This window comes from Streptomyces sp. NBC_00005 (assembly GCF_045160215.1).
In the GTDB taxonomy this organism is placed as follows: domain Bacteria; phylum Actinomycetota; class Actinomycetes; order Streptomycetales; family Streptomycetaceae; genus Streptomyces.
Genome location: NZ_CP108316.1, coordinates 9269264 through 9291657, shown reverse-complemented (window position 1 = coordinate 9291657; position 22394 = coordinate 9269264). Strand labels below are relative to the sequence as shown.

Genomic DNA, 22394 nt, shown 5'->3' with positions numbered 1-22394 from the left:
ACGAATGACGACCCATCGCGGCACCCCCTCCAAACCGCTCAGCCACGAAGACGGGACATCGTCGGGTCGAACAGAGGCTCCTCGGCGACCACCGCCTCGACACGCTGGTCGAAGTAACCGATGCTCAACGCCGTGCCGGGGGTGGCGAGTTCGGCCGGCAGCCACGCGTAAGCAATCCCCTTGCCGATCGTGTAGCCATACGCGGCACTGGTGACGTAGCCGACGGCGCGGTCGCCGTCGTACACCGGCTCCTTGCCCATGACGACCGACTCGGGGTCGTCGATGGTGAGGCAGGTCAGCTTTCGCCGTACGTCGGCCTTGCGGCGCTCCAGTGCGGCCTTGCCGATGAAGTCGCCCTTGTCGAGCTTGACCGCGAAGCCGACGCCGGCCTCGTAGGGGTCGTGCTCGTAGGTCATGTCGGTGCCGAAGGAGCGGTAGCCCTTCTCCAGGCGGAGGCTGTTGAAGGCGCCACGCCCGGCGACGATGCCGCCCAGCGGCTCGGCCGCCTGCCACAGGGTGTCCCACAGCTTCAGGCCCTGGTCGGCGGTGGTGTAGAGCTCCCAGCCGAGCTCACCGACGTACGACAGGCGCATCGCGGTGACGGGCACCGAGCCGATGTAGGCACGCTTGGCGCGGAAGTACTTCAGGCCGTCGTTGGAGAAGTCCTCGTCCGTGAGCGGCTGCAGGACCTTGCGGGCCAGCGGGCCCCACAGGCCGATGCAGCAGGTGCCGGGGGTGATGTCGCGTACCTGGACCGTGCCGTCGGCGGGGAGGTGGCGGCTGAACCAGTCGAGGTCCAGGTTGCCGTTGCCGCCGACCTGGAAGAGGTCGCGGGCCAGGCGGGCCACGGTGATGTCGCTGCGGATGCCGCCGTCGTGGTCGAGGAGCAGGGTGTACGTCACCGAGCCGACGGACTTGGCGACCTTGCTGGTGACCAGCCCCTCCAGGAACTCGGCGGCACCGGGGCCGCTGATCTCGAGGCGCTTGAGGGCCGTCATGTCGTACATCGCGACGGTCTCACGGGTGACCTGTGCCTCGGCGCCGACGATCGGCGACCAGAACTGCGCCGCCCAGTCGTTGGGGGTGGCGATGTTGCGGCCCTCGACCAGCTTCGCGTTGGCCTCGTACCACTGCGGGCGCTCCCACCCTGTCGCCTCCAGGAAGAAGGCGCCCTGCTCCTGCTGTCGGGCGTGGAAGGGGCTGGTGCGGATCGGGCGCGGGTCCCCCGAGGGCTGGAGCGGGTGGAGGATGTCGTAGACCTCGACGAAGTTCTGGCAGTCGCGGGCCAGGACGTACTCGGGGGACAGCTGGTGCTGCTCGAAGCGGTTGACGTCGCACTCGTGCAGGTCGAAGGAGGAACAGTAGCCGTCGACCAGCCATTCGGCGACGGCCCGTCCGACGCCGGCCGAGTGGGTGACCCAGACGGCCTCGGCGACCCAGAAGCCCTTGACGTCCGGGGACTCGCCGAGCAGCGGGAAGTTGTCGGTGGTGAAGGAGAACAGTCCGTTGATGCCCTCCTCGACCTTGGCCTCCTGCGTCGAGGGGAGCAGGGACTGGGTCTCGGTCCAGGCGTCGGCGAAGTCGTCCTCGGTGAACTTGAGGACCGACGGCATCTCGTCGGCCTCGTCGACGGAGAGGATCTCGTCGGCGGTGATGGGCATCGGGCGGTGGCCGTAGTAGCCGATGCCGATGCCGTCGAAGCGGTCGCGGTAGTAGAGGTCGGCGTCCTGGTGGCGCAGGATCGGACGCACCGCCTCCTCCGTCTGGCCCGCGAGCGCCGGTATCGGGCCGGTCCAGGCGAGCTGGTGGGCGAGCGGGGTCAGCGGGAGGTTCATGCCGACCATGCGGGCGATCTTCGGGCCCCAGATGCCGGCGCAGCACACGACGATGTCGGCGGGCAGCTCGCCCTGGTCGGTGAGGACACCGGTGACACGGCCGTCGGCCTGCTGGACGTCGAGGACCTCATGGCGCGCGAGGAACCGGACGCCGCGCTCGGTGGCCCGGCGGATCTGCGCCTCGACGGCGAGGACGGCCTTGGCGAGACCGTCGGTCGGGATGAGGAGGCCGCCGAGGACCCGGTCCCGGTTCACCAGCGGGTGCTGCTCGACGCACTCGTCGGCGGTCAGCAGCCGGGCCTCGATGCCCCATGCGCTGATCCAGCCGTGTCGGCGCTGCAGCTCCGCGAGGCGCTCGGGAGTGGTCGCCACTTCGAGGCCGCCGACCTGGAGGAAGCAGGGCTTGCCGTCGACGTCGAGAGAGCAGAACTTCTCGACGGTGTAGCGGGCCAGCTCGGTCATGGTCTTGGAGGAGTTCGTCTGGAAGACCAGGCCGGGGGCGTGTGAACTGGAGCCCCCCGTGGCGGGCAGCGGGCCCTGGTCGACCACGGTCACGTCACTCCAGCCTCGCGCGGAGATCTCGTCCGCGAGGGCCGCTCCCACGACTCCCGCCCCGATGATCACCACTCGCGGTCCCGCCATCGCCGCACCTCCGAAATCAAAACCGTCGAGTTGCTTTCTACGCAACGTGATTCAGGTTGCGCAACTCAATGTGCCTGCCGTGGGGAGGGGGTGTCAAGGGGTCCGTGACGTCGGAAAACAGCCCGAAACACGCCCAGGAACACGGCAATGCCCGGCGAACGGCGCGTACCTGCACGCACCGCTCGCCGGGCATGTTCGACCGGCGTTTCCCATCGGGCCCGCTCGGGCCGGTTGCCGCCCGGGACTACTTGATCCAGGCGTCGACCTTGTCCTTGTTCGCCTCGACCCACTTCTTCGCCGCCGCCTCGTCGGACAGCTTGTCCTGGGCGATGTACTTGGCGACGGTGTTCTGGTCTTCGTTCGTCCAGTTGAAGTTCTTCACCAGGTTGTAGGCGGGGCTGCCCGACTTGGCGAACTTCGTACTGACGATCTTGTTCAGGTTGTAGACCGGGTAGTCGCAGGCGACCTTCGCCGCGTCGGCGTCACAACCCGTCTTGTACGCGGGCAGGGAGACCTTCTTCAGCGGCACCTCGGACAGGAACCACTGCGGCTCGTAGAAGTAGCCGATCACCCACTTCTTGTTCTTCTCGGCGTCCCGGAAGGCCGTGATGAGCGCGGCCTCACTGCCCGCGTACACCACCTTGAAGTTCAGGTTCAGGTTCTTCACCAGCGCCGCGTCGTTCGTGACATACGACGGGTCGCCGTCCAGAAGCTGGCCCTTGCCACCCGACTCGGACGTCTTGAACTTCGACGCGTACTTGTTGAGGTTCTTCCATTCGAGGATGTCGGGGTGCGCCTTGGCCAGCCACGGCGGCACGTACCAGCCGATGATGCCCTTGTTTCCGGTCTGGCCGGCGTCCACGGCGGTCTTCTGCTGGGTGATGTACTTCTTCACCAGGTCGTCGTGGCCCCAGTTCTCCAGGACGGCGTCGACCTCGCCGGTGCCGAAGCCCTGCCAGGCGATCTCTTCCTTCAGGTTCTTCTTGTTGACCGTGCAGCCGAGGTTGTGCTGCGCGACGTATGCGACGACCGCCGCGTCGGCCTCGTAGCCCACCCAGGGGTTGACCGCGAGGTTGAACGTGCCGCACTTGCCCGAGCTGCTGTCGGAGCCCGAGGAGGAGTCGCCGACCTTCGCGCCTCCGCACGCGGTGAGGGTGAGGCCGAGGACGGCCAGGCCGGCCGCGCCGGCTCGCCAGTGTCTTGCCATGGTGTCCTGCTCCTTTAAGCGCCCGCGCGTCGCGCCGCTGCCTGAGTGATCCGGTCGAACATGACTCCGAGCAGTACGATGGCGAGCCCTGCCGCCAGCCCCTTGCCGTACAGCTCTCCCTGCGAAAATCCGGCCACGACGTCGTAGCCGAGGGCGCCCGCGCCTACCAGGCCGCCCACAACAACCATCGACAGCACGTAGATCAGGCCCTGGTTGGTCGCGAGCGTCAGGGCACTGCGTGACATCGGCAGTTGAACCTTGGTGATGATCTGCCAGGTGTTGCACCCGGCGGAGGTGGCCGCTTCCACGGTGGTCTCGGGCACGGCCCGGATCCCGTCGGCGATGATCTTCATGGCGACGGGCGCCCCGTAGACGATCGCGGCGACGATGGCCGTGAAGCGGGTGGCACCGAACAGCGCGAGGAACGGCACCAGATAGACGAACGGCGGCATGACCTGGGCCGCGTCCAATGTGGGCCGGAACATGCGGTCGGCCATCATGCTGCGGCCCATCCACACCCCGAAGACGATGCCGAGGATCATCACGAGCACCGTCGCGACGATCGTCGAGGCCATCGTCGTCATGGCGTCCGACCACACGCCGGTGGCGACCAGCAGGCCCACGCACACGCCCGTGGTGATTCCGGACTTCCAGCCGCCGAGCACCACGGCGAGCGCGACCAGCACCGCGCCGACGAGCCACCACGGGGAGTCGGTGAGCAGCGTCTGGAACGGGTTGAGCAGACCGTTGGTGATGGCGTCACGGAAGGCGTTGGTCAAGCCCGACAGGTTGTCCTGTACCCAGTTGGCCGCGGTGTCCGTCGCGCTCGCGATATGGCTGCCGACGGCGCCGTCACCGGGGAAGTCGGCCGCCCACAGGTAGGTGTGCGACAGGTAGATCAGGACCGCCGTGACCACGACGCCGGCACCGAGGAGGGGCCTGCGCCACTTCTCGAAGCGGTTCTTGGAGTTGCGTGCGAACTCCTCGCGTACGCTGGCCGCGGTCGTGACCCGGTCCAGCACGATCGCCATGATCACGATGGCGAGGCCCGCGTTGAAGGCCGTGCCGACGTCGAGCGACTGCAGCGCCTGGAGGACGTTCACGCCGAGGCCCGGTGCGTTGATCAGGGCCGCGATGGTCACCATGGCCAGGGCGGCCATGATGGTCTGGTTGACGCCCATCACCACGGTCCGCTTGGACATCGGCAGCAGGACCTTCAGCAGCGACTGGCGGCGCGTGGCACCCAGCGAGTCGGCCGCCTCGACCGTCGTCTTCGACACGTTGCGGATGGCGTGCGCCGTGATGCGGATCGTCGGCGGGGCCGCGTAGATCACGGTGGCGATCGTGGCGGACGCACCGCCGATGAGGAAGAACAGGGTCAGCGGCGCCAGGTAGACGAAGGTCGGCATCGTCTGCATGAAGTCCAGGAAGGGCGTCATGATCCGGTTGAACCGGTCGGACAGCCCCGCCCACACGCCCAGCGGGATGGCGAACAGCAGCGCCACGAACACCGCGACCAGGATCAGCGCGAGGGTGTCCATGGACTCCTGCCACAGGCCCTGCAGCCCGAAGAAGGTGAAGCCGGCCACGGCCAGCAGGGCGACCTTCCAGTTGCCCACGGCCCAGGAGACGAATCCGACGAGGCCGACGACGCCGAGCCAGCCGATCTCCGGAACCGGGCGGGCCCCGGACGGCTGGGAGATCAGATGCTGGACGAAGGTCACCAGGTTGTCGATGACCAGCCGGATCTCGTTGAAGAAGTACAGGAAGAGCGGGTTGGAGTTGCGGTTGGCGCCGATGGAGTCGTTGAAGTCGTTGATCCACCGGTGCAGGTCGGTCAGATCGGCCACCGCCAGGGACAGGGTCTGCTTGCCGCGCAGGACGGCGAACAGCACCAGCCAGACGACGAGGATCGCGCCGATGACCACGGGCCGGCTGACCTTGCGCGCGCCCTTGGCGGGCGCGACCGGTTCCGCGGCCTCTGTTTTCTCGGGTTTCTCCATGGCGACGGTCATCACGCGCCGCCTTCCTGCCCGGCGACCACCGCGAGGATCTCCTCGTCGCCGACGATGCCGAGCAACTTCCCGTTCTCCACGACCTTGACCGGCTTGTCGGCCGCCAGCACGGCCCGGGTGGCCTCCTTCACCACGACGTCCGGGCCCAGCTCGGGGCCGTCCAGGGCGTCGCCGTCCTCCAGCTCGCGCATGATCCACCGCAGGGTGAGGACGTCGCCGCGCGGCACGTCCTTCACGAACTCGCGTACGTAGTCGTCGGCGGGGGCGCCCACGAGTTCGTCGCCGGTGCCGCACTGGACCATCTTGCCGTCGCGCATGATCAGGATGCGGTCGCCCAGCTTGAGCGCCTCGGAGAGGTCGTGCGTGATGAACACCATGGTCTTGCCGACCTCGTGGTGCAGCCGGATGACCTCGTTCTGCATGTCCCGGCGGATCAGCGGGTCGAGCGCGGAGAACGGCTCGTCGAAGAAGAGAACGTCCGGGTCGCCGGCCAACGCCCTTGCCAGGCCCACGCGTTGCTGCATACCGCCGGAGAGCTGGTCGGGGTAGGAGTTCTCGTAACCGGAGAGGCCGACCAGCTCGACGACCTCCAGGGCCCGCTTGGTGCGCTCGGCCTTGCTCATGCCGCGGATCTCCAGGCCGAAGGACACGTTGTCCACCACCCGGCGGTGGGGCAGCAGCCCGAAGTGCTGGAAGACCATGGAGAACTTGCGGCGGCGCAGATCGCGCAGGCGCTTGTCGTCCGCGTCACGGATGTCCTCGCCCTCGAAGACGATCTCACCCGCGGTGGGCTCGATCAGCCGTGTCAGACATCGCACCAGCGTGGACTTGCCGGAGCCGGACAGGCCCATGACGACGAAGACCTCGCCGGGCGCGACCTCGAAGTTGACGTCGCGTACGGCGGCGGTGCATCCGGTGCGGTCCATGAGCTCGCGGCGGCTGAGCCCGCAGAGCTCCTCCGATTCCGGTACCCGGTCGGCCTTCGGCCCGAACACCTTCCACAGATTGCGCACGGATATGACGGGCGTGCCGTCCGAGTCCTGGGGCGTGCCGCGGCGCTGCGCCACTTCGGTCTGCGTTGGGGTCACGATCGACCTCTTTCGGCGTTCAGCCGCGGAACCAGTGCTGCGGCCGGGGTTGGATGTTCTGCCAGATGTGCTTGGGCTCTCGGTACTCGTCCAGGCCGGTCGGTCCCAGCTCCCTACCCACGCCCGAGTGTCCGAAGCCACCCCATTCCGCTTGCGGCACGTAGGGGTGGTAGTCGTTGATCCACACCGTGCCGTGGCGCAGCCGCCGGGCGACCCGCTGGGCCTTGCCGGCGTCCTGCGTCCAGACGGCGCCGGCGAGTCCGTACTCGGTGTCGTTGGCGATGCGGACGGCATCGTCCTCGCCGGTGAAACGCTCGATGGTCAGCACGGGCCCGAAGGACTCCTCGTGCACCACGCTCATGTCCTGCCGGCACTCGTCGAGGACGGTCGGCGGGTAGTAGTAGCCGTTCGCCAGCGCCGGGTCGGCGGGCCGTTCGCCGCCGCAACGCAGTACCGCGCCCTCGGCGACACCGGCCGCGACATACGCCTCGACCTTCTCCCGGTGCTGAGCCGAGATCAGCGCTCCGGTCTCGGCCTCGGGGTCGAAGGGCCCGCCCAGGCGGATCTGCCGGGCGCGGCGGACGACCTCGTCGACGAATCGGTCGTGCAGCGAGTCCTCGACGATCAGCCGGGCACCCGCCGAGCAGACCTGTCCCGAGTGCAGGAAGACGGCTGTGAGCGCGAAGTCCACGGCCGTTTCGAAGTCGGCGTCGGCGAAGACGACGTTGGGGTTCTTCCCGCCGAGCTCCAGCGCCACCTTTTTCACGGTGGAGGCGGCGGTGGCCATGATCCGCTTGCCGGTCTCCAGGCCTCCGGTGAAGGAGACCATGTCCACGGCCGGGTCCTCGGAGAGCGGTGCGCCCACCTCGGGGCCCGTGCCCAGGACGAGGTTGGCGGCGCCGGCCGGGAGCCCGGCCTCCTCGAGTGCCTTCATGAGCAGGATCGAGGTGGAGGGGGTGAGCTCACTGGGCTTGAGGACGATCGTGTTGCCCGCCAGGAGGGCCGGAGCGACCTTCCAACTGGCCTGCAGCAGTGGGTAGTTCCATGGAGTGATCAGCCCGCACACGCCGATGGGCTCGTACACGACACGACTCACGGCGTCGTCGCGGCCGGTGTCGATCACGCGGCCGGCGTCGGTGCCGCCGATCCCGCCGTAGTAGCGGAAGCAGGAGACGATGTCGGCGATGTCGTACTCGCTCTCCACCAGGCGCTTGCCGGTGTCCAGCGATTCGGCGCGGGCGAACTCCTTGGCGTCGCGCTCGATGAGGTCGGCGGTGCGCAGGAGCAGCGCTCCGCGCTCCCGCTCGGAGGTGCGGGGCCAGGGCCCCTCGTCGAAGGCTCGGCGGGCCGCGGCGATCGCCGCCTCCGTGTCGGGACGCGTCCCTTCCGCTACGGTCGCCGAGAGCGTGCCGTCAGCGGGACAGCGGATTTCGCGGTGACCACCGGCCACCGGCTCCCGCCATTCTCCGTCCACATACAGGTCTGCCACGCGCCAAGCCTTTCAACAGAAATTCGTTGCGCATCGTGCATCCAATTGCTTGTGGTGGAACACCCTGGCGAATGTGCAGACATACGTCAAGTGGTTGGCGGATGACGATTTCGCTATGCGAGCAGTTGCGCGGCCACCCTTGACCGCAAGCGGGCGGCGAGCCGACCATGTTGCGTATCGCTCACCTAGTTGTGCAATACGCACCGACGGAGGCCATCATGTCCCCTCGTCCGCAGCCCGGCCGTGAGTACGTCCTCACTCTCTCGTGTCCCGACAGCACGGGACTGGTCCACGCCGTGAGCGGCTTCCTCGTCAGGAACTCGGGCAACATCCTGGAAAGCCAGCAGTTCGATGATCGACTCCAGGGCCGTTTCTTCATGAGGGTCCACTTCGATGTTTCCGATCCAAACGCGGACCTGAAAAATCTGCGTTACCGGTTTGGACCGGTCGCCGAGGCCTACCGGATCTCCTGGAGCCTACGGGACGCCTCGACCCCGACCCGGACGCTGATCATGGTGTCCAAGTTCGGGCACTGCCTCAACGATCTGCTCTTCCGCAGGCGCACCGGCGCCCTCAACATCGAGATCCCGGCGATCGTCTCCAACCACCGGGACTTCGAAGGGCTGGCGGAGACCTACGGCATCCCCTTCCACCACATCCCGGTGACAAAGGACACCAAACCGGAGGCCGAGGCACGGCTGCTGGAGCTCGTTGGCGAGCTGGACGTCGACCTGGTGGTGCTGGCCCGCTACATGCAGGTCCTCTCCGACGACCTGTGCAAGCAGCTGGACGGCCGCGCCATCAACATCCACCACTCCTTCCTCCCCAGCTTCAAGGGCGCGCGCCCGTACGTACAGGCGTATGACCGCGGAGTGAAGCTCGTCGGCGCGACGGCGCACTACGTGACACCGGACCTGGACGAGGGGCAGATCATCGAGCAGGACGTGGTCAGGGTGGACCACTCGCTCGACCCCGGCGAGCTGGTCACGGTCGGCCGGGACGTGGAGGCACAGGTACTCGCGCACGCGGTGAAGTGGCACAGCGAGAGCCGGGTGATGGTGGACGGCAACCGTACGGTGGTCTTCCGCTGAGCAGGACGTGGCTGCGGGGCGGGTCCGGACTCGGACCCGCCCCGCAGTCGTATACGGACATCGGCCGGCAATTCTCAGCGCCGGTCGGCCTATCTCAGCCCGTCCGGCGTTTGAGGACAAGGCCCTTCAAGGGCCGAAGCGGGGGCCGGGGGTGGCAGCCCCCGGCAGGGCGCGCCGCACACCCTCAGCCCCCAAGCCGCTCCAGCACAGCGCAGCGCCACCGCTCCGTCTCGGCGATCTGGTTGAACGTGAACAGGTGCAGCCCTGTCACCCCCGCCGAAGGCGCCGTGAGGGCCTCCTCGGTGCGGGTCAGCAGCCTCTCGGGGGAGTACCCGCCGGGGGCCGCGAACCGCAGGAACCACGAGGCGTGCTTGGTCAGGAAGCGCGTCGACTCCCCCACCCCGATCTTCGTCGCCATCGCGAGCAGCTTCGTCCGCTGCACGGGTCCGGCGACGCCCAGGTACACGGGCAGAGCGACGTCCCGGCGCCGTATCCGAGCCACCCACTCCCCCAGCACGCGCGCGTCGAAGCAGAGGTTGCTCACGATGTACGTGGCGTGCTCGCGCTTGTCCCACATGGCCTGGATGGTGACGTCGTCGTGGATGAGGGGGTGGCTCTCGGGATAGCCGGTGACGCCGACGTGGGTGAAGGGGCTGCCCAGCTCGCTCAGCGTGCGCAGCACGGGCAGAGCGCCGTCGTAGGCCCCGGCCGGCGGGTCGGCGTCGCCCGCCGGGACGAAGACGTCGTCCACGCCCGCCTCACGCAGCCGCTCGACGACCTCCTTCAGGTGCACCTCGTCCCGCAGCAGCCGCGCGGGCACGTGCGGGGCGACGCGGTAACCGTGCGCCGCGAGCCGGGCGGTGAGATCGAGGGTCGGTTCCAGGCCCTTGACCGGCGACGCCGTGATCGTGACCACGACGTCGCTCGGGACATGGGCGAGGACCTTGTCCTCGGTCGCCTTCGCGGGCAGCACCTCGTAGCGGACGTTCTCCAGCAACGCCCGGAGTCCTGCGGCGCCCAACGTCTACCCGGCCTGCTTCTGGGCGTCCCGGTGGCGGTAGTACGCGGCCTTGGAGGCGGGCAGCGGCTCCTTGCCGAGGATCAGGTCGGCGGCCTTCTCGGCGATCATCATCACCGGTGCGTAGATGTTGCCGTTGGTGACGTATGGCATGACGGAGGCGTCCACGACGCGCAGGCCCTCCACGCCGTGCACCCGCATGCTGGCCGGGTCGACGACGGCCCTCTCGTCTGCGGAGGGGCCCATCTTGCAGGTGCAGGACGGGTGCAGGGCGGTCTCGCCGTCCTTGGCGACCCAGTCGAGGATCTCCTCGTCCGTCTCCACGGACGGGCCGGGCGAGACCTCGCCGTTGTTGTACGCGGCCATCGCGGGCTGGTTGAGGAGCTTGCGGGCCACACGGATCGCCTCGACCCACTCACGGCGGTCCTGCTCGGTGGAGAGGTAGTTGAAGCGCAGCGCCGGGTGCTCGCGCGGGTCCTTGCTCTTGATCTTCACCGAGCCGATGGCGTCGGAGTACATGGGCCCCACGTGCACCTGGTAGCCGTGGCCGCCGGCCGGCACGGAGCCGTCGTAGCGGACCGCGATCGGCAGGAAGTGGAACATCAGGTTGGGGTACTCGACGTCCTCGTTGCTCCGGGCGAAGCCGCCTGCCTCGAAGTGGTTCGTCGCGGCCGGGCCCTTGCGGAACAGCCACTGGAGGCCGATGAAGGGCGCCCGCCACTTCGCCAGGTACGGCTGCATGGAGACGGGCTGCTTGCAGGCGTACTGGATGTACACCTCCAGGTGGTCCTGCATGTTCTCGCCGACGCCGGGGAGGTCGTGCACGACGTCGATGCCGAGGGCGCGCAGCTCCTCGGCGTTGCCGACGCCGGAAAGCTGCAGCAGCTGCGGGGAGTTGATCGCGCCGCCGCAGAGGATGACCTCCTTGGCGCGGACCTGCTGGAGCGCACCCTTGCCGCGCTGGTACTCGACACCGACGGCCTTCTTGCCCTCGAAGAGGACGCGGGTGACGAGGGCACGAGTCGTGACGGTGAGGTTGGGACGCTTCTTCGCGGGCTTGAGGTACGCCTTCGAGGCCGACAGCCGGCGTCCGCGGTGGACGTTGCGGTCGAACTTGGCGAAGCCCTCCTGCCGATAGCCGTTGACATCGTCCGTGGGGGCGTAGCCCGCCTCCTCGGTGGCCTTGAGGAAGGCGCCGAAGAGAGGGTTGCTGGCCGGGCCGCGTTCGAGGACGAGGGGGCCGTCATGGCCGCGGAACTCGTCGTCCGGGTCGGCCGCGAGACAGTTCTCCATCCTGCGGAAGTACGGCAGACAGTGCGCGTAGTCCCAGGTCTCCATGCCGGGGTCGGACGCCCAGCGCTCGTAGTCCATGGGGTTGCCGCGCTGGAAGATCATGCCGTTGATGCTGCTGGAGCCGCCGAGCACCTTGCCACGTGCGTGGTAGATGCGCCGGTCGCCCATGTGCGGCTCCGGCTCGGACTCGTACTTCCAGTCGTAGAAGCGGCTGCCGATCGGGTAGGTCAGCGCGGCCGGCATGTGGATGAAGACGTCCCACGGATAGTCGGACCGGCCGGCCTCCAGGACCAGGACCCGGTTCGCCGGGTCCGCGGAGAGTCTGTTCGCCAGTGCGCTGCCGGCCGATCCGCCGCCGACGATGACGAAGTCGTATTGCAGGGGAGCCATGGTGCCTCGTCTCGCTCGCGCCGTAGATACGCGACGCATGCTAGTACTAGTAGCGCTATACGCACTAGGTTGCGAGCCACGCAACTTACGTGGCCTTCGTTTCGACTCGGTTACTTGCACTGGTGTTGTTTACTGCGCGTATAGTTTCGCTGTGAGCAACCACAGCACAGACACCGAAACGTCAAATTCACAGACCGGCGGAGTGCAGTCGGTCGACCGCGCCATCAGCGTCCTCGAGATCCTTGCCCAGCGGGGCGAGGCGGGCGTCAGCGAGGTGGCCGCCGAGATCGATGTTCACAAATCCACCGCGTTCCGTCTGCTCGGCGCCCTGGAGACGCGCGGTCTGGTGGAGCAGGCGGGCGAGCGCGGCAAGTACCGGCTCGGCTTCGGCATCGTACGCCTGGCCGGCGGGGTCACGGGACGGATCGACATCACTCAGCAGGGCCGCCCGGTCTGCGAGCGCCTGGCCGAGGAACTCGGCGAGACGGTCAACATCGCGGTGCTGCAGGAGCACTACGCGATCAACCTCTACCAGGTGCGCGGCCCGGGAGCGGTCACCGCGCACAACTGGGTCGGCCAGCTGACCCCGCTGCACGCGACGTCGAGCGGCAAGGTCCTGCTGGCGTACCTGCCCGCCAAGGAGCGCGCCACGCTGCTGGCCGAGGCCGGCCTCAAGAAGGTCACGCCGCACACCTACACCTCGAAGGCGAAGCTCGAGAAGAACCTCGCCGAGGTGCGGGAGGCCGGCTACGCCTGGACCAAGGAAGAGCTGGAACTCGGCCTGCACGCCATGGCCGCGCCGGTCCTCGACCGGGACGGAGAGGTCATCGCGGCGGTCACGGCCTCCGGGCCCTCGTACCGGTTCACGGAGGAGCGGATGCGCGCGCTCGCCCCGGTGCTGATCAAGGGTGCGGAGGAGATCAGTCACCGGATGGGGTACCTGGGCTGAGCATCCCGCTGGAAGTGCGCGATGTGCCATCGGTCGTCTGCGGCGCCGTCGTGGCTGGTCGCGCCCCGCGGCGCAGCCGCTGATGTCACAGCCCCGCGCCCAGGCGTTCGTTGACCCAGTCGTGGAAGGCACCGATGTGGTGCTCGCTGGGTACCAGCACGCCGCCCTTGGCGTACAGCCGGGAACTCATTGCGGGCTGTGTGCGCTCGCAGGCGTCGAAGTCCTGGCGGTTGACCCGGTCGAAGAGTTCCACGGACCGGCTGACGTCCTTGCCGCTCTCGACGACGTGCGGAAGGTAGAGCCAGTCGCACTCGACGATCGTGCGGTCCTCGGACACCGGGTACATCCGGTGGAAGATCACGTGATCGGGGACGAGGTTGATGAAGACCTGCGGCCTGACGGTGATCGCGTAGTACCGGCGGTCCTGGTCCTCGGCGACGCCGGGGATGCGGTCCAGGCCCTCGGAGCCGTCGACGGTGAAGCCCTGAACCTCCTCACCGAACTCGGCGCCGTGCCCGACGTAGTACTGGGCGGCGTAGCCGTCGGCGAACTCGGGGAGCACCTCGGTGAGTTCGGGGTGGATCGTGGCGCAGTGGTAGCACTCCATGAAGTTCTCGATGATGAGCTTCCAGTTCGCCTTGACGTCATAGACGATCCGTTTGCCGACCGAGAGGTTGTCGATGTCGTAGCGCTCGATCGACTCCACGTCGCCGAGGCGCGCGACGACCTCGCCGATGACCTCCTCCTCGAAGGAGGGCGGGTTCTCCGCCAGGCACACCCAGACGTAGCCGAGCCATTCGCGGACGGCCACGCTCACCAGGCCGTACTCGGTGCGGCCGATGTCGGGCATCTTGGTGAGGTTGGGCGCGGCGACGAGCTTGCCGTCCAGGCCGTACGTCCAGGCGTGGTACGGGCATTGGAAGGCCCGCTTGACCTCACCGGTCTCCTCGGTGCAGAGCTTGGCGCCGCGGTGCCGGCAGACGTTGAAGTACGCACGGATGCTGTTGTCCCTTGCGCGGGTGACGAGGATGCTCTCGCGGCCCACGTCGACGGTGCGGAAGGCGCCGGGCTTCGCCAGTTCACCGGCGCGCGCGACGCAGAACCACATGGTCTCGAATATGCGCTCCTGCTCCTGGGCGAAGATCGCCGGATCCGTATAGGAGGAGCCGGGGAGGGTGGCGATCAGGCTGTCCGGCAGGCTGGTCGAGGTCACGGTGCACTCCTCGGAGGACGTCGTGGAGGGGCAATGCTGCGAGCCACAGGCGTGCGCAGCAAGACTTGGGAGCGCCCCGGCAGGGGGCACAGGGCTGTGACATCAGCGGCTCCGCCGCGGGGTGCGACCAGCCACGATGGCGCCGCGGAACGACAACGACCCATCACGGTGCTCACAGCGGAGCGCTGAGCTGCTTGCGCCAGCGCGTGAACAACCGCGGCTGGTTCATCCCGAGCACGGCGACCGGATTCCCGGCGCGCCGGTAGACGGCCAGGACGTTGCGATCGTCCGCGGCGCCTTCCTCGATCGTCACGCTGTCGGCGCCAGCCGCATGCCCGGCGAACTGGATCTTCACGCCGTACTGGTCGGACCAGAAGTACGGCGGCCGGGGCACACCCGGTTCCAGCGCACCCCCCGCCAGCAGCGTGGCGACCGCTGCGTCGGGTCGCTCGCGCGCACCGGTCCAGTGCTCGACGCGGCGATGGGCGCCCGCTCGGGGGTCGTACCAGTTGGCGCAGTCGCCGACGGCGACCACACCGGCCAGGTTGCTGCGGCCGTCGGCGCCGCACTTGACGCCGTTGTCGAGCGCGATGCCGGAGCCTTGCAGCCACTCGACGCACGGGCGGGCACCCACACCGACGACGACGATGTCGGCGGGAATGCTGCGACCGTCCTCCAGCAGGACGGCGTCGATCTTCCGCTCCCCGCTCAGCCCCTTGACTCCCACGCCGCACAACAGCCGTACGCCGTGGTCCGCATGGAGCGCGGAGACGATGCCACCCATGGTCTCGCCGAGTGGGCCGGCCAGCGGCGTCGCAGCCGCCTCGACCACCGTCACCTCGAGCCCGAGGGCGTACGCGGTGGAGGCGACCTCGGCGCCGATGAAGCCGCCGCCGATCACGACGAGCCGTCCGCCGCGGGCCAGTTCGTCCCGCAGGGCGACGGCGTCGTCCAGGGTGCGCAGCGTGTGCACCCCGGCCAGACCCTCGGCTCCCGGCAGGTTGCACGCGGCGGCACCGGTCGCGATGACGATGCCGTCGGCGCGGAGTTCACCGCCGTCCGCCAGCCGGACGGCGCGATGCGTCCGGTCGAGTCCGGTGGCGCGGGCGCCGAGCAGCCACTCCGCCCGCAGGTCCTCGTCGTCCGTCTCCAGCACGAGATCCGCTGCGCCGATCGTGCCGGCCAGGAACTCCTTGGACAACGGGGGCCTGTCGTACGGGCGGTGGAGCTCGTCACCGACGATGACCAGCCGCCCGTCGTAGCCCTGCTTCCGCAGTGAGCGCGCCGCCGACAGACCCGCCAGCGAGGCGCCCACCACAGCCACTGTCCTCACGCGGGACCTCCGGCGAGCCGGGACGCGATGCACGGCGGCAGGTTGGGGGCGTCCGTGGACACCCGGACGTAGAGCATGCCGTCCTCGATGAGGACCTCGTGCGTCCGGACCGGGAGCTTGGCCGGCGGAGCGTCGACGGCGCCGGTCCTCAGATCGAACTTCGAAGCATGCAGCGGGCATTCCACCTCGCAGCCCTCCAGCCAGCCGTCGGCGAGCGAGGCGTCCTGGTGGGTGCAGGTGTCATCGATGGCGAAAAGCTCGCCGTCATCGGTATGGAACACCGAGACCGGCGGATCGATGTCGAGCCGGAAGGCCTCACCTCGCGGGAGATCCGCGAGACGGCACGCGGGAATCATCATGACACCTCGGTGCGTATAGCGAAACGGATTGCGGTAAGCGCAACATCAGTTTGAGGTCGGCCCAGAACCCTTGTCAAGCCGTTCAGGGGCCTCGATGACCCCTGCCAATCGTTGCTTCTCATGCAACTTAAGGCACAATGAGCAACACGTTCGGGGCAGGGGTCGACACCGGTGGTAGCGACTTTGAGCAGGTCAGGAGGTCAGTGACCGCGCTGGATCCACTCCTGGAGATGCGGCGCCTCGGTGCCGATGGTGGTCGCGTCCCCGTGACCGGTGTGCACGACGGTGTCGCCCGGCAGCGTCAACAGCCGCTCCCGGATGGACTCGACGATGGTCGGGAAGTCGCTGTACGACCGTCCCGTCGCCCCCGGCCCGCCCGCGAAGAGCGTGTCTCCGCTGAACAGCGCCGACAGGTCCGGCGCGTACAGGCAGACCGCGCCGGGGGCGTGACCGGGGGTGTGCAGCACGGTCAGCTCGACGCCGGCCACCGTCAGGACCTGCCCGTCGGTGAGTTCACCGTCGGGCGCGCGGTCGGGGTGGGTCTGCTTCCACAGCGGCAGGTCGTCGGAGTGCAGCAGGATCGGGGCGCCGGTGCGCGCCGCGAGTTCGGGCGCGGCGTCGATGTGGTCGTTGTGCGCGTGGGTGGACACGATGGCCCGCAGGGTACGACCACCGAGCGCTGCGGCGATCGCCTCGGCGTCGTGCGCGGCGTCGACCACGACGGCCTCGTGGTCGTCGCCGACGATCCACACGTTGTTGTCGACGTCCCAGGTGCCGCCGTCCAGCGAGAACGTGCCCGAGGTGACGAGGTGTTCGATGCGTGCGGTCATCACAGCACCACCACCGAGCGCAGCACGTCGCCGCCGTGCATCCGCTCGAAGGCCTTCTCGACGTCGTCCAGCGCGATGGTCTCGGTGACGAAGGCGTCCAGGTCGAGGCGGCCCTGCAGATACAGGTCGATGAGCATGGGGAAGTCGCGGGAGGGCAGGCAGTCGCCGTACCAGGACGACTTCAGCGCGCCGCCACGTCCGAACACGTCCAGCAGCGGCAGCTCCAGCTTCATCTCCGGGGTGGGGACCCCGACGAGGACGACGGTGCCGGCGAGGTCGCGGGCGTAGAAGGCCTGCTTGTACGTCTCCGGGCGGCCGACCGCCTCGATGACGACGTCGGCGCCGAAGCCGCCGGTCAGCTCGCGGATCGCCTCCACCGCGTCGGTCTCCTTGGAGTTGACGCTGTGGGTCGCGCCCAGCTTCCTGGCGGTGGCCAGCTTCCGGTCGTCCAGGTCCACCGCGATGATCTTCGCGGCGCCCGCCAGGTTCGCCCCGACGATCGCGGCGTCGCCGACGCCACCGCAGCCGATGACGGCGACGGTGTCACCGCGTCCGACGTTGCCGGTGTTGATCGCGGCGCCGATGCCCGCCATCACGCCGCAGCCCAGCAGGCCGGCGGCGGCCGCCGACGCGGAGCGGTCGACCTTCGTGCACTGGCCCGCGGCCACCAGCGTCTTCTCCGCGAAGGCGCCGATACCCAGCGCCGGGGAGAGCTCGGTGCCGTCGAGCAGGGTCATCTTCTGCTTGGCGTTGTGCGTGTTGAAGCAGTACTGCGGCCGGCCACGCCGACAGGCACGGCACTGACCGCACACCGCACGCCAGTTGAGGATCACGAAGTCACCGGGCTCGACGTCGGTGACGCCCTCGCCCACCGACTCCACCACGCCCGCGGCCTCATGACCGAGCAGGAAGGGGAAGTCGTCGTTGATGCCACCCTCGCGATAGTGCAGGTCGGTGTGACAGACCCCGCAGGCCTCGATCTTCACCAGGGCCTCGCCCGGACCGGGATCGGGCACGATGATCGTCTCCAGGCTGACGGGGGCGCCCTTGCCCCGTGCGACGACTCCACGGACCTGGTGCGTCATGGCCACTCCTCGGCTGGTACGAGACCTCAGTCAGATGTTGCTCAATACGGCACACATCTCGTGTGCCGCAACACAGCATCGTGGAGCGCCGACCAGCGGTCAAGGCTCTCGGAAGGGCTGGCTGACCGGCGATAGCGCAGCCCCACGGGTGATAGCGTGGCCCGGAATTCAATGGAGACCCGATGGAACGACGCCAGCTGGAATACTTCATCGCCGTGGTCGAGCATGGCGGATTCACAGCCGCGGCCATTGCACTCCATGTCGCACAGCCCTCACTGTCGCATGCGATCCGGTCCTTGGAGCGCGAATTCGGCGGCAGCCTTTTCCACCGACTCCCGCACGGCGTCGTACTCACCGCGGCGGGAGAGGCGCTGGTTCAGCCGGCCCAGCAGGTCCTTCGGGACCTGTCCACGGCCGGCTCGCTGGTCCGCGAGGGTCTCGGGCTCAGCGGCGGCCGGCTCGACATCGTTTCGCAGACCACTCTGTCCGTCGATCCGCTGGCCGGCATGCTGGGGCGCTTCCATCGCGCGCACCCGAAGGTCTCCGTGCGCGTGGTCGATCCGGAGCGGGGAGCCGCCGTGGCGCACATGGTCGCGGCAGGCCGGTGCGAACTCGGTCTGGTGGACGCCTCGGTGACCACCACGGACCTCAGCGGCATCGACCTGCCCGCGCAGGAGATGCACGTCGTCCTGCCCCCGGACCACCCGCATCCCACGGGCAGCACCATCACCTCGCGCGAACTGGCCGCGCTGGACCTGATCGTGACACCACCGGGCACCGAGACCCGGGCAGCGGTGGACGACGTGTGCACCGCGCTCGGCGTCGCACCGCGGATCGTGGTGGAGACCGCGCACCGCGCGATGATCGTGCCGCTGGTCCTCGCCGGCGTCGGCGCCTCGCTGCTCCCCACCTCCATGGCCCAGGACGCCACACTCCGCGGGGCCCGGATGCTGTCCAACCGTCCGCGCCTGCTGCGCCACGGCCGACTGGTCTGGCGCTCGGGCCCGCTGTCGCCCGCCGCCCAGGCGTTCGTGGACCTGGCGTCCTCGCCCGCCCCGCCGGCTCTGCAGGCATAGAAACCTTCTACCGCCTTCATTCAAAACCGGTTCGGGCGAATTCGAGCTCTCTTGTTGACCGGCTTCGGTGGCGAATGCCACTTTTACTCAACCGCCGGCAGACCGGCCGGAAGTCCAGCTGAAGCCCGCCGACAATTCGGCGATGAAAAAAGCGTGTGACATTTCCGCGGCGTACCCCAACGGAGAAATACATGACCGACTTCGACGCCGGACGGCACATACTCCCCCGGCCGGACACGCGCCGGCCCCTGACGACGGCGATGGACGTCCACGACCAGCAGACGGCCTTCACCCCCATCGGTCCGGTCCCTCCCCCGAAGGACGCACCGAACGTGGTGATCGTGCTCGTGGACGACCTCGGGTTCGGCACCTCCAGCGCCTTCGGCGGACCGTGCGAGATGCCGGCCGCGCAGCGCCTGGCCGACGGCGGCCTGCGCTACACCCGCTTCCACGTCACGGCCCTGTGCTCGCCGACCCGGCAGGCCCTGCTGACCGGGCGCAACCATCACTCGGTCGGCATGGGCGGCACCACCGAGATGACCACCGCGGCCCCCGGATACAACGGCTTCCGGCCGCGCAGCGCGGCGACCATGGCCCAGATCCTGCAGGGCAACGGCTACAGCACGGCCGCGTTCGGCAAATGGCACCAGACCCCGCCGCGCGAGATCAGCGCGGTCGGCCCGTTCGACCGCTGGCCCACCGGAGAGGGGTTCGACACCTTCTACGGATTCATGGGCGCCGAGATGAACCACTGGTACCCGCTGCTGTACCAGGGCACCACCCCGGTCGAGCCGGACCGGCGCCCCGAGGACGGCTACCACCTCTCCGAGGACCTCGTCGACCACGCCGTCGACTGGGTCCGTACCCAGCGCACGCTCACCCCGGACCGGCCGTTCTTCACCTACCTCGCGCTCGGCGCCGCACATGCTCCTCTGCACGTCGGCCGGGAATGGCAGGAGAAATACCGCGGGCGCTTCGACGAGGGCTGGGACCAGCAGCGCGAGGCGACCCTGCGGCGGCAGAAGGAACTCGGCGTCGTGCCCCCGGACGCGGAACTGGCGCCCTGGGCGGAAGGTGTTCCGCACTGGGACGAGCTGAGCGACAACCAGCGCCGGCTGTCCGCCAGGTTCATGGAGACGTTCGCCGCCTTCACCGAACACGCCGACGTGCAGGTCGGCAGGTTCATCGACGCGCTGGAGGAACTCGGCGAGCTGGACAACACCCTTGTCCTCTACATCCTCGGTGACAACGGCGCCTCGGGAGAGGGCGGCATCGAGGGAACCGTCGTCGAGCACCGGCTCGGGCACGGCCTGGTGGACGACCCGGACGAGATGATCGACCACCTCGACGAGATCGGCGGCCCGTACAGCTACCCGATCGCCCCGGCGGGCTGGGCCCTGGCCCTCAACACGCCCTACCAGTGGACCAAGCAGGTCGCCTCGCACTTCGGCGGCACCCGTGACGGCATGATCCTGCACTGGCCCGGAGGGGTCCCCGAGCGCGGCGGTCTCCGTCACCAGTTCTCCCATGTGATCGACGTCCTTCCGACGATCCTGGACTGTGTCGGGGTGCCGGCGCCGTTCAGCGTCGACGGGGTGACGCAGCAGCCCGTCGAGGGCACCAGCATGTGGCGGACCCTCGCCGACCCCCGGGCACCGGAGCATCGCCGTACGCAGTACTTCGAGATGTGCGGCAATCGCGGCATCTACCACGAGGGCTGGATGGCGGTGACCCGGCACGGCATCCCCTGGGAGATGGTCCCGGAACAGGGCCGGAGCTTCGCCGACGACGTCTGGGAGCTCTACGACCTCGACCACGACTGGAGCCAGGCGCACGACCTCGCGGCCGAGCACCCCGAGAAGCTGCGCCGGCTGCAGGACCTGTTCCTCATCGAAGCGGCGAAATACCAGGTCTTCCCGCTGGACGACCGGGTCACCGAGCGGGAGAACCCCGCCGTGGCCGGCCGCATCGATCTGCTCGGCGACCGGACGTCCGTGACCTACCGCGCGGGAATGCGGCGGTTCACCGAGGAGACCACCCCGAACATCAAGAACCGCTCGCACAGCATCACCGCGGACGTCGACGTGCCGAGGACCACGGCCGAGGGCGTGCTCATCGCGCAGGGCGGCCGATTCGGCGGCTGGGCCCTGTACGTCACCGGTGGACAGCCGGCCTACGTCTACAACTACTTCGGGATGAGCCTGTACACCGTGCGCGGCGGCGAGCCCCTGACGCCGGGACGGCACGAGATCCGGCTCGAGTTCGACTACGACGGCGGAGGACTCGGCAAGGGCGGCACCGCCGTGCTCATGGTCGACGGTGCCGAGCAGGCGTCAGGACGGGTCGACCGCACCATCCCGTACTACTTCTCCTTCGACGAGACCCTCGACGTCGGGGTGGATCTGAGCACTCCGGTGACCGACGACTATCCCGCCCTCGACAACGAGTTCACCGGGACCATCCACACGGTCCGCATCGACCTGGACGGCGCGGCCACCGAATCGACCGAGTTCGACGGCGGACTGCACCGCCGTGTCATGGGGGCCCAGTGAGCTGCTGCACGCCGTCGGGCGGCCGGGCGGCGGACCGGCCGTCGCCCGGGCGGACCACGCTCCGCCGAGCGAGCACCGAGGGCATGGTGTCCGTCCCCGCCGGCGAGTTCCTGATGGGCAGCGAGGACGCGCTCGCCTACCCCGCCGACGGCGAGGGCCCGGTGCGGGCGGTGTCCGTCGACGCCTTCCGGATGGACGCCTGCACGGTGTCCAACGCGCAGTTCGCGCGCTTCGCCGAGGACACCGGATACCTCTCCTCCGCCGAGCGGATCGGCTGGTCGTTCGTCTTCGCCGGTCTGCTGCCGGACGACTTCCCGCCGACCCGCGGCGTGGTGGGTGCGCCCTGGTGGCGGCAGGTCGAGGGGGCCGACTGGCGCCGTCCCGACGGACCGCAGTCCACCTGGGAGAACCGGGCGGATCATCCGGTCGTCCACGTCGACTGGGACGATGCCCACGCCTACTGCGCGTGGGCCGGCAAGCGCCTGCCCACCGAGGCGGAATGGGAACGCGCCGCCCGGGGCGGGCTGCCCGGCAAGGTGTTCCCCTGGGGCGACGAGCTGGAGCCGGGCGGTCGCCCCCGGATGAACGTGTGGCACGGCGACTTCCCCGAACGGCACCCGACGGTCGACGGCTGGTACGGCACATGCCCCGTCAACGCCTTCGAACCGGGCGGCTTCGGCCTGTACAACGCCACCGGCAACGTATGGGAATGGTGCGAGGACCCCTTCTCCCCGTCCCGCGGCGGGCAGCAGCGCGTCACCAAGGGCGGCTCCTACCTGTGCCACGCCTCCTACTGCCGCCGCTACCGGGTCGCCGCGCGGCAGGGCCTGCCCCCGGACTCGGCGACCGGCAACGTGGGATTCCGGTGCGCTCTGGACCTGGCCTGATCCCGTTCGACCCCCTCACTCAGACAACGGCGCCACATGTCG

Annotated in this window: 17 protein-coding genes; 5 read left to right on the top strand and 12 right to left on the bottom strand. The window is 68.9% G+C overall.

All coding sequences use genetic code 11. The features are described 5' to 3' along the window. Positions 1 to 38: 38 nt before the first annotated feature. The 5 genes from OG303_RS42405 to OG303_RS42385 all read right to left on the bottom strand — a co-directional run bounded on the left by OG303_RS42405 (position 39) and on the right by OG303_RS42385 (position 8276). Positions 39 to 2477: an FAD-dependent oxidoreductase gene (locus OG303_RS42405; protein ID WP_405875229.1), complete on the bottom strand. Its 2439-nt coding sequence runs from the start codon at positions 2475 to 2477 to the stop codon at positions 39 to 41. Positions 2478 to 2721: 244 nt separating this feature from the next. Continuing rightward, complete coding sequence (locus OG303_RS42400; RefSeq protein WP_405875228.1) at positions 2722 to 3684, bottom strand: ABC transporter substrate-binding protein; 963 nt, start codon at positions 3682 to 3684, stop codon at positions 2722 to 2724. 14 nt (positions 3685 to 3698) lie between these two features. Further along, on the bottom strand, positions 3699 to 5699 hold the full coding sequence (locus OG303_RS42395) for an ABC transporter permease (protein ID WP_405875227.1): 2001 nt from the start codon (positions 5697 to 5699) through the stop codon (positions 3699 to 3701). Next, a complete protein-coding gene (locus OG303_RS42390) occupies positions 5699 to 6787 on the bottom strand; it encodes a glycine betaine/L-proline ABC transporter ATP-binding protein (RefSeq protein WP_405875226.1) in 1089 nt (362 codons plus the stop codon). Before OG303_RS42390 ends, OG303_RS42395 begins: the two co-directional genes overlap by 1 nt. 19 nt (positions 6788 to 6806) lie before the next feature. Further along, entirely contained in the window at positions 6807 to 8276 is a 1470-nt protein-coding gene (locus OG303_RS42385) for an aldehyde dehydrogenase family protein (protein WP_405875225.1), read from the bottom strand. A gap of 218 nt (positions 8277 to 8494) precedes the next feature. On the opposite strand from OG303_RS42385, the gene purU reads away from it, so the two are divergent. After that, a complete protein-coding gene (purU, locus tag OG303_RS42380; RefSeq protein WP_405875224.1) occupies positions 8495 to 9367 on the top strand; it encodes a formyltetrahydrofolate deformylase in 873 nt (290 codons plus the stop codon). 184 nt (positions 9368 to 9551) lie between these two features. On the opposite strand, the gene OG303_RS42375 is transcribed toward purU, so the two are convergent. Beyond that, positions 9552 to 10388, bottom strand: coding sequence for a 5,10-methylenetetrahydrofolate reductase (locus tag OG303_RS42375; RefSeq protein ID WP_405875223.1), 837 nt, complete (start codon positions 10386 to 10388; stop codon positions 9552 to 9554). Between the two features lie 3 nt (positions 10389 to 10391). Continuing rightward, positions 10392 to 12068 (bottom strand): choline dehydrogenase, encoded by a 1677-nt coding sequence (gene betA, locus OG303_RS42370; protein ID WP_405875222.1) that lies wholly within the window; start codon positions 12066 to 12068, stop codon positions 10392 to 10394. 202 nt (positions 12069 to 12270) lie between these two features. Here betA and OG303_RS42365 point away from each other — a divergent pair, with 202 nt between their 5' ends. Further along, a complete protein-coding gene (locus OG303_RS42365) occupies positions 12271 to 13017 on the top strand; it encodes an IclR family transcriptional regulator (RefSeq protein ID WP_405875221.1) in 747 nt (248 codons plus the stop codon). Between the two features lie 85 nt (positions 13018 to 13102). On the opposite strand, the gene OG303_RS42360 is transcribed toward OG303_RS42365, so the two are convergent. The 5 genes from OG303_RS42360 to OG303_RS42340 all read right to left on the bottom strand — a co-directional run bounded on the left by OG303_RS42360 (position 13103) and on the right by OG303_RS42340 (position 17837). After that, the gene (locus tag OG303_RS42360; RefSeq protein ID WP_405875220.1) at positions 13103 to 14230 is read right to left on the bottom strand and encodes an aromatic ring-hydroxylating dioxygenase subunit alpha; all 1128 of its coding nucleotides are present in this window, start codon (positions 14228 to 14230) and stop codon (positions 13103 to 13105) included. 172 nt (positions 14231 to 14402) lie between these two features. Continuing rightward, positions 14403 to 15563: an NAD(P)/FAD-dependent oxidoreductase gene (locus OG303_RS42355; protein ID WP_405875219.1), complete on the bottom strand. Its 1161-nt coding sequence runs from the start codon at positions 15561 to 15563 to the stop codon at positions 14403 to 14405. After that, the gene (locus tag OG303_RS42350; RefSeq protein WP_405875218.1) at positions 15560 to 15922 is read right to left on the bottom strand and encodes a bifunctional 3-phenylpropionate/cinnamic acid dioxygenase ferredoxin subunit; all 363 of its coding nucleotides are present in this window, start codon (positions 15920 to 15922) and stop codon (positions 15560 to 15562) included. The genes OG303_RS42355 and OG303_RS42350 overlap by 4 nt, the downstream gene beginning before the upstream one ends. Positions 15923 to 16122: 200 nt before the next feature. After that, positions 16123 to 16752, bottom strand: a complete 630-nt coding sequence (locus OG303_RS42345; RefSeq protein ID WP_405875217.1) for an MBL fold metallo-hydrolase — start codon at positions 16750 to 16752, stop codon at positions 16123 to 16125. Then, on the bottom strand, positions 16752 to 17837 hold the full coding sequence (locus tag OG303_RS42340; RefSeq protein ID WP_405875216.1) for an S-(hydroxymethyl)mycothiol dehydrogenase: 1086 nt from the start codon (positions 17835 to 17837) through the stop codon (positions 16752 to 16754). The genes OG303_RS42345 and OG303_RS42340 overlap by 1 nt, the downstream gene beginning before the upstream one ends. Positions 17838 to 18019: 182 nt before the next feature. Here OG303_RS42340 and OG303_RS42335 point away from each other — a divergent pair, with 182 nt between their 5' ends. From OG303_RS42335 to OG303_RS42325, 3 genes are all read left to right on the top strand, one after another. Further along, positions 18020 to 18913, top strand: a complete 894-nt coding sequence (locus tag OG303_RS42335; RefSeq protein WP_405875215.1) for a LysR family transcriptional regulator — start codon at positions 18020 to 18022, stop codon at positions 18911 to 18913. Between the two features lie 191 nt (positions 18914 to 19104). Beyond that, positions 19105 to 21465, top strand: a complete 2361-nt coding sequence (locus OG303_RS42330; protein WP_405875214.1) for an arylsulfatase — start codon at positions 19105 to 19107, stop codon at positions 21463 to 21465. Positions 21466 to 21548: 83 nt separating this feature from the next. Next, positions 21549 to 22352: a formylglycine-generating enzyme family protein gene (locus OG303_RS42325; RefSeq protein WP_405875213.1), complete on the top strand. Its 804-nt coding sequence runs from the start codon at positions 21549 to 21551 to the stop codon at positions 22350 to 22352. The last annotated feature ends 42 nt before the right edge of the window (positions 22353 to 22394 follow it).